The 930-nt window shown below is 62.3% G+C and carries 1 protein-coding gene; it reads left to right on the top strand.

The genetic code is table 11. The features are described 5' to 3' along the window. Positions 1–930 (top strand): immunoglobulin-like domain-containing protein (locus HU738_RS25740; protein WP_217871546.1); only part of this gene is annotated, 930 nt, incomplete at both ends.

Here is a 930-nt window from a genome sequence, read left to right as displayed (position 1 = left end):
CCGGCAGCGTCGCCGTTGCCGCGCCAGCGGATGATCCGTACCTCGATGCCGGTCAGGTCAGCGCACGCATCACCAATGCCTCGGGTGGCAATTTCGAAAACCTGGCGATCAACAGTACCGCGGCAGTTACAACGGTGAGTGACACCGTCGACACCTCGACCGTGACCCTGACGGCCACGCCGTCTGTGACCGAGGGCGGCACCATCGTCTATACCGCCACGGTTAATGCGCCAGTCACCGGAAGCCCGGTCGTAGTCAGCCTAGCCAATGGCCAGAGCATCACCATCCCAGTCGGGCAGTCGTCCGGTACAGCCACGGGTGCCGTCACCAACGACGTTTATCAAGGCCACGCGGCAGTCACCAACAGCATCACCAACGTCAGCGGTGGCAATTACGAAAACCTGGTTGCCGACCCGGCACCGGTTTCTACCACCGTCACCGATGTGCAAGAGACAACGACGGTATCGCTGACGGCGACGCCAAGCGTGGCCGAAGGCGGCACTATCATTTACACCGCCACAGTAGGTGCGCCGGTCACCGGCAGCCCGGTCGTAGTCAGCCTGGCAAACGGGCAGACCATCACCATTCCGGTTGGCCAAAGCTCCGGCACCGCCACCGGCGCCGTGAACAACGACGTCTATCAAGGCCACGCGGCAGTCACCAACAGCATCACCAACGTCAGCGGTGGCAACTACGAAAATCTGATTGCCGACCCGGCACCGGTTTCTACCACCGTCACCGACGTACAAGACACCACCACCGTTTCGCTGACGGCAACGCCCAGCGTGGCCGAGGGTGGCACTATCATTTACACCGCCACAGTTGGTGCTCCGGTCACTGGCAGCCCGGTCATAGTCAGCTTGGCCAACGGCCAGACCATCACCATTCCGGTCGGTCAGAGTTCCGGTACCGCTACGGAGGTCGTCACCG

The sequence above is a fragment of the Pseudomonas vlassakiae genome (assembly GCF_014269035.2).
Lineage (GTDB): Bacteria > Pseudomonadota > Gammaproteobacteria > Pseudomonadales > Pseudomonadaceae > Aquipseudomonas > Aquipseudomonas vlassakiae.
Note: the sequence above shows the minus strand (reverse complement) of the source record. Positions and strands in the feature narration are given on the sequence as shown.